Source organism: Terribacillus halophilus, assembly GCF_900101385.1.
GTDB lineage: Bacteria > Bacillota > Bacilli > Bacillales > Amphibacillaceae > Terribacillus > Terribacillus halophilus.
In genome coordinates this window covers 70,329-77,216 of the sequence record NZ_FMZB01000012.1, presented here as the reverse complement: position 1 = coordinate 77,216, position 6,888 = coordinate 70,329, and the positions used below count along the sequence as shown (strand labels likewise).

General features: G+C 45.9%; 8 protein-coding genes and 1 riboswitch. Of the genes, 4 read left to right on the top strand and 4 right to left on the bottom strand.

The window, feature by feature from the left end:
- Positions 1-122: 122 nt before the first annotated feature.
- Positions 123-425 carry a DUF948 domain-containing protein gene (locus BLQ53_RS16735; protein ID WP_093728456.1) on the bottom strand — a complete coding sequence of 101 codons (303 nt, stop codon included), beginning with the start codon at positions 423-425 and terminating at the stop codon, positions 123-125.
- A gap of 207 nt (positions 426-632) precedes the next feature.
- Here BLQ53_RS16735 and BLQ53_RS16730 point away from each other — a divergent pair, with 207 nt between their 5' ends.
- Complete coding sequence (locus tag BLQ53_RS16730) at positions 633-1,706, top strand: branched-chain amino acid aminotransferase (protein ID WP_093728455.1); 1,074 nt, start codon at positions 633-635, stop codon at positions 1,704-1,706.
- Between the two features lie 109 nt (positions 1,707-1,815).
- On the opposite strand, the gene BLQ53_RS16725 is transcribed toward BLQ53_RS16730, so the two are convergent.
- The gene (locus BLQ53_RS16725; protein ID WP_093728463.1) at positions 1,816-2,130 is read right to left on the bottom strand and encodes a DMT family transporter; all 315 of its coding nucleotides are present in this window, start codon (positions 2,128-2,130) and stop codon (positions 1,816-1,818) included.
- Complete coding sequence (locus BLQ53_RS16720; protein WP_093728454.1) at positions 2,130-2,471, bottom strand: DMT family transporter; 342 nt, start codon at positions 2,469-2,471, stop codon at positions 2,130-2,132. Before BLQ53_RS16720 ends, BLQ53_RS16725 begins: the two co-directional genes overlap by 1 nt.
- Before the next feature lie 67 nt (positions 2,472-2,538).
- A riboswitch (guanidine-I (ykkC/yxkD leader) is annotated at positions 2,539-2,635 on the bottom strand.
- A 197-nt stretch (positions 2,636-2,832) separates the two neighbouring features.
- Between BLQ53_RS16720 and proB the strand changes: the two genes are divergently transcribed.
- From proB to BLQ53_RS16710, 3 genes are all read left to right on the top strand, one after another.
- On the top strand, positions 2,833-3,924 hold the full coding sequence (gene proB / locus BLQ53_RS16715; protein ID WP_093728453.1) for a glutamate 5-kinase: 1,092 nt from the start codon (positions 2,833-2,835) through the stop codon (positions 3,922-3,924).
- 68 nt (positions 3,925-3,992) lie between these two features.
- A complete protein-coding gene (locus tag BLQ53_RS19335) occupies positions 3,993-4,121 on the top strand; it encodes a hypothetical protein (RefSeq protein ID WP_255374703.1) in 129 nt (42 codons plus the stop codon).
- A gap of 11 nt (positions 4,122-4,132) precedes the next feature.
- A complete protein-coding gene (locus BLQ53_RS16710; RefSeq protein ID WP_093728452.1) occupies positions 4,133-4,927 on the top strand; it encodes an SDR family oxidoreductase in 795 nt (264 codons plus the stop codon).
- Here the strand turns inward: BLQ53_RS16710 and shc are convergent.
- Positions 4,924-6,786: a squalene--hopene cyclase gene (gene shc, locus BLQ53_RS16705; protein WP_093728451.1), complete on the bottom strand. Its 1,863-nt coding sequence runs from the start codon at positions 6,784-6,786 to the stop codon at positions 4,924-4,926. The two genes, BLQ53_RS16710 and shc, sit on opposite strands and share 4 nt — an antisense overlap.
- Positions 6,787-6,888: the final 102 nt, after the last annotated feature.

Here is a 6,888-nt window from a genome sequence, read left to right as displayed (position 1 = left end):
GAAAAATTAGGCTACCACACACCAAAAGAGTTTGGTGGCATGGCAGCCTAATAAGGGTGTTTTATTTGTGTCTCACATCGCTATGTCAGTCTAAAGTGACTGCTGGTTTTTTTGTTTCCATATTATGTTTGCTTGAATTGCTGTTTCAATGCTGAAGGCGCTTGTTTGACCGAAGTGATGACTATCTTTGTGCCTTCCGTGATGGACTGGACATTTGTCTGAATATCTTTTTGATGCTGCTGCAGAACTGTCTGTTCTTGTTTGATCGTCTGCATATCCGCTTGCATCGGTGCCATCGTCTTATTGATTTTATCTTTCGTTGCGAGCATTGATTTGGCAGCTTTCATGATCATGACTGCTGCAACTGCAAGCGCACCGATTACGATGATGCCGCAAATGATCCACATGATTGTACCCGTTTCCATATGCCGTCCCTCCTTTATGTACGCTGGTTTTCTTTTCCCTTATCTTTGTCCATCGTAACATATGGTAAGTGCTTTTGTTAAAATTTTAGGTTGAAACTGTCTGGATTCTCCTTTATAATCTGTTGATAAGATATTGTTGTCGCAATATTCTATCATTAGGTACAATTTAAAGAAAAAGAAAATCTAAAATGACAGGGAGTCCTAGCTTTGAAACAACAAACCTTTGCATTTACACGCAGTGAAAATTTAAAAGAGAAACCCCAAGCAAGCACGCTTCAATTCGGAAAGGTGTTCACGGACCATATGTTCACGATGGATTATACAGCCGAAGCAGGTTGGCATGATCCGCAAATCGTACCATATGCACCACTTGAACTCAGTCCGGCGGCCATGTGTTTCCACTATGGCCAGACTGTTTTTGAAGGCTTGAAAGCCTATGTGACGAAAGAAGGAAAAGTTTTGCTGTTCCGTCCGGACAAAAACTTCGAACGTATGAACCGCTCGAATGACAGATTATGCATTCCGCGTTTGGATGAGGAACTGGCATTGGAAGCATTGCGACAGCTTATTTCGGTCGAGAAGGAATGGATTCCGACTGCAGAAGGAACATCACTTTATATCCGTCCGTTCATCATCTCGACGGAGCCGTTCCTTGGCGTAGCTGCATCCATCAGCTACAAGTTCATCATCATTCTATCCCCTGTGGGCGCTTACTACAAAGAAGGTCTCAACCCGGTAAGCATCGCAGTGGAGAATGACTATGTACGTGCAGTCAAAGGTGGTACTGGTGATGCGAAAACCGGCGGTAACTATGCTGCCAGCTTGAAAGCGCAGGAAGTGGCAGCGGAATCCGGGTATTCCCAGGTTCTCTGGCTGGATGGAGTGGAAAAGAAATATGTCGAGGAAGTTGGCAGCATGAACGTATTCTTCAAAATCGACGGTGAAATCGTCACACCGCAGCTGAACGGCAGCATCCTGCAAGGTGTCACACGCGATAGTGTCCTTCATTTATTGAAGCATTGGGGGTATCCTGTAACGGAACGGCGTGTTACAATCGCTGAAGTGGTTCAGGCGCAAAAGACAGGCAAACTCGAAGAAATATTCGGTACTGGGACGGCGGCAGTCATCTCACCTGTCGGGAAATTGTTCTATGAAGGCGAAACATATGAAATCAACAATGGCGTGACCGGTGAAGTTGCCAAAAGAGTCTATGATACAATCGTCGGCATCCAAAAGGGCGAGGCAGACGATACATTCGGTTGGACAGTCGAAGTCGAATAGAAGGACTTTCATCAAATGACGAAGGATAGAGCCTAGTCATAAGGGCATATAGTATACAGCCCCCTAATCGTTACATTCAGGGGGGCTGTACTTTTTTTAATGAGCATTCTCATGAAACCAGTTTCAGACCCACTGCTGCTCCTAGTACCATAGCTATGAATATGATCCGTTTCCAATCTTTCGGTTCGTTATATAATAACATCCCTATGATTGCTCCTCCGGACGCTCCAATTCCTGTCCACACAGCATAGGCAGTACCCATGGGTAAAGTTTCCATAGAGTAAGAAAGAAAAAAGAAGCTGGCTCCAAAGCCTATGATTAATAATGCAACTGACTTCCAATTCTTGTCCTTGTGCAGTTTGTTTATCATTGCCACACCAAACATTTCAAACAACCCAGCTAAAATCAAAGAAGTCCAAGCCATCATTGATCAGCTCCTTCGGTTTCTTCATCTTTTGTAACAAGCTTCAAACCAATAACGCCTACAAGTAATAAGACAACTAACAAGAATTTGTTAAGGACAAATTCTTGACCGAAAAAGATGATTTCGGAAAAGAAAGTCCCAGCAGTTCCTAACCCTACGAATACTGCATAAACGGTACCGACCGGAATGTAACGTCCAGCTCTGATCATTAAATAGAAACTGATCACGATAGCGATAACCGTGCCGATCCATTCCAGTAGACCATTTGCGTGTTTTAGTCCAATCACCCATAAAACCTCAAATACAGCCGCCACGATGACCATGAACCAATGTTTGTTCATACGATCCACCTCCGAATGTTATTGTTGCCAGGAAAACAAAAAAAGCCCGGGAGTAACTATAACTAGTTTCTCCCAGGCTTTTATCCCTCCGTGGCACAGTGAATACTGTGAGCTTTCTCTCGGACCAGACCAGCATAAGCTGCGGAACCCTAGAAAGCATTCAAATATTCAGTTAGCCTCATTGTATATTTTTTCGTGAAAAAATCAAGCTTTTTTAAAGGGAGACATCATTGGAAAACCATATCCAGTTCAAACTAGCGCATTATTCTATGAAGTTTTTTATTAATAAACTAGGAGCTTCTTCTGTTTTGCTATATAATCGTTACTAAAATGAGTTGTCAGACGAAAAGGTGAATGATCAATGAAGAGAATAATCGTAAAAATTGGCAGCAGCATGCTGTCGGAACAAGGCGGCGGGATGAGTGATGCAAAAATTCGCCAGCATACGGATCAGATCGCAGCTTTGATCAAGGAAGGATATGAAGTCATTCTTGTGTCATCTGGGGCAGTGGCAGCTGGATTCCGCCAGCTTGGATACCCGTCAAGGCCTGTAACAATCGAAGGGAAGCAAGCTGCTGCTGCCATCGGACAAGGCTTGCTCGTCCAAGCATACACGGAAGCATTCGGCAAATATGATATGAAATGTGCGCAGCTGCTTTTGACACGCGATGTGTTCACGAATGCCGATCAATATCATAACAGCTACAATACGCTGCAGGAGCTGCTAAAGCGTAATATCATCCCGATCATCAACGAAAATGACTCCGTATCCATCCGAGAGCTTACATTTGGTGATAATGATATGCTTTCGGCTTATGTAAGCGGACTTGTTAAAGCTGATTTGCTTATATTGATCACGGATGTGGATGGGATTTACGACAAAAATCCCAACACCTACCCGGATGCGAAACGATATCAGCGCCTGGATACGATTCCTCCCGAGATGCAAGCTAGCATCGAACAGACATCTGGTTCCAAGGTAGGGACGGGAGGCATGTATTCAAAAGTGCTGGCAGCTCAGACTGCACTTGAGTTGGGTGTACCAGTATTCATCGGCACGACAAATGAAACATCAAATTTGCTCGAGATTTCCCGAGGCAATGGCGCTGGTACGTATATCGGCGATGAAGCGTCCGAAGTACAGCGCAAAACCAAACAATGGCTCACGCATCATGCCAGAGCGACCGGCAGCCTTACAGTTGATACAGGAGCAGCCGAGGCTTTGCTGCAGCATGGGAAAAGTTTGCTTCCGATCGGTGTCACGGAGGTGCAAGGTACTTTTTCCGCCTCTGCTGTCGTCGACATCAGGACAACAGATGGAGATCCAATTGCCCGAGGGATCAGTGATATTTCATCTGCGGATCTTCGGGAAATGCTTGTAAATCGTGAAACCGGTCCGTCTTCGGTATGGCATAAAGCCGTCGTGCACCGAAATTATATCGTATTGTTATGAACAAGCCGCCGAGCCTGCCAGCACGGCGGCTTCGGTGTATAATGAAAGCCAGGAAGGAGTGACAGCAGATGAAAGTAATCATGCTCGTCCAGACGATGTACAAAAATCAACTGCTTCGCGAAGGCGGTACATACGAAATCCCGGAAGATACAGCAGCTCGCTGGATCAGGAGTAAAATCGCCAAAGCAGCAGAGTAAGGAGTGATCATATGGATTTAGGATTGACAGGGAAGACAGCGCTGGTTGCAGCAGCCAGCAAAGGGCTTGGAAAAGCGACAGCCATACAGTTGGCCAAGGAAGGAGCCTCCGTTCATATCGTCAGCCGGGATGAACAAGCGCTGAAACAGACAAAAGATGCCATCATCAAAGCATCCGGAAATGAAAATGTTTTTTATTCGGTTTGTGATATTACGGATGCAAAAGACATTTTGCATGCTGTCGAATCTGCTAAGCAGCATACAGGTACAATTGATATTCTTATCAATAACGCTGGCGGTCCGCCTGCTGGAAAGCTGTTGGATTTCAGTGATGGGGACTGGCAGCAAGCATTTGAGTTGAATCTATTAAGTTTCGTACGGTTCATCCGGGCGGCGGCTCCGATCATGAAGGAAAATGGAGGCGGCCATATCCTCAATATCGCTTCATCCTCCATCAAGCAAACGATTGATAATTTGCTATTGTCCAACACATTCCGTGCCGGGATCGTTGGTTTGGCAAAGTCACTTTCTCAAGAATTGGCACCTGCCAATATTTTGATCAACACGCTCGGTCCCGGAAAAATCCATACCGATCGAGTCGATCAGCTTGATCAGAAAGCAGCTGATCTGCAAGGTAGAAGTTTGGAGAATGTCCAGAAAGAGAGTCAAGCAGCGATTCCGCTAGGAAGATATGGCACTCCGGAGGAATTTGCCAAGATGGCTGTTTTCCTTTGTTCTTCAGCAAATTCATACATTACCGGACAATCTTTCGTTGTGGATGGCGGTATGGTCAAAAGTATCGGTTAAGACTTTGCCTTGATTCGGTAATGGCTCAGTGCAAGCAGCGGAAAGATGTAAGGATAGCTTTCATAGCGGATATAAAATTGGCCGGGCAGACCGATACCAGTCGGATAGTCGATGGAGGCTTGCAGCAGAGGGTCTGTCAGCAAAAAGCGTATGCCTCGCTGTACCTCGTCGCTTCCTTGTTCTCCGCTGGCGATCAGGGCATCGACAGCCCAAGCGGTTTGAACGACAGTACTGATTGATAAATCGACATACGTTCCTACTTCGGCACTTCGGCAGGACTCTCCCCAGCCTCCATCCTCATGCTGGACGGCTTTCAGCCAAGCTACAGCCCTTTTTACCGATTTTGTTGCCGGTTCTACACCGACTGCTGCAAGACCCGTCAATGCAGCCCACGTTCCATACAGATAACAAACACCCCATCTTCCATACCAGGAACCATTCAGCTGCTGTTGCTTATGAAGCCAGCGGATAGCTTTTTTGATACTGGCATGATCTTTTTTCAGATTAGCGTAAGTTCCCAGGAATTCCATGACTCTTCCGGTCAAATCAGCGGTAGACGGATCAATTGCCGCGTCTTCCGCATTTTCGATCGGAAGCTTTCCAAGGATCCACCAGTCGGTATCTTTCTCGAATGCAGCCCAGCCTCCATCTTTATTTTGCATCGCCAGCAAATAATCTGTTCCTCTTTTCCAAGCGCGCTTGCTGGAAGGCTCTTCACGGGCCTGTCTGGTGAGCGCGCGGAGTGCAGCAGAGGTATCATCATGATCGGGATGATTTGTATTGATATCCGAAAATCCCCAGCCGCCAGGTTCGGCTTTCGGCTGATGAATTTGCCAATCCGCTTTTTTGACATGCTGGCGCTGGAGGAGGTAATGATTGGCCGATTGGATCGTTTTCTGTTTAAAAGGAACGCCTGCCTGCTGAAGTGTATAACTGATCAGGGCTGTATCCCATACCGTCGATGTGGAGTTCTCCACATGGATGCCGTTGCAATTTTCGTTGACAAGACCATGTATGCCTTTTAGCGCCTGCTGTATTTTCGGATTATTTTCTTCATAACCCAGTGCAAGATAGGCGTAAATCATGAAGAAGGTAGCACTTGCATAGCTGTACAGCGTACCATCCGATTCCGTTCTCTCTTGCATATATGTTTGTGCATACGAATAACCTGCACGATGGAGACGTGCTGGCAGGCGCGAAAGCCGGCTCCATTCATCGGTAATGGATTGAAATGGTGCGCGTATATCGTTCAGATCATCCCACTCATCTTCATAAAGCAAATGTTCAAGCTGGACGCTATGCTTGCTGATTCGCTTGAACTTTTTATTCAGCAATATCAGCATCGGGACAAAGTGGATTCTCGCATAAGAGCTGAATTGGAAGAAATTAATCGGGAATGTGGTCGGAACAAGCAGGGCGGTCATTGGGAATTTCAAAAAGTGAGGCCACGGCACCATTCCGTGTATCGCAAGCATGAAGCGGACCATGAAATGAGCTTTGTTGATTCCGCCATTCGTGCTGATAAAGCGTTCCGAATTACGCAGCTCTTGAGCCGGGACTCCAGTAAAACGAAGTGCAGCATAAGCCAAGACTGTAGCCGAAAGATTACCGTTTCTCTCACCAGGGTATGCTGCCCAGCTGCCATCGTCCCGCTGCTTTTTTAATATCTGTACTTTCAGTTTTTCTACAGTATCCGGTTCTTTACCGAAAGAAGTGAAGGTGAACATATAAAAACAATCTGTCAGCATCGCTCCTTCAAAGCACATGCGCCAAGAACCATCCTTCTGCTGAAGCGCTTCAAGCTTTCTGATGCGCTTCTCGATCGCCATCTTCACATCATTCCTATTGACCTGGCTCATGATACAGCTCCTTTTTGCGAGAGTTATGGCACGAAACACTGCCGCAATATGATAAAATATGCGAAGAATCATTGATTATGACTAGTACGTTCATGTCTTATC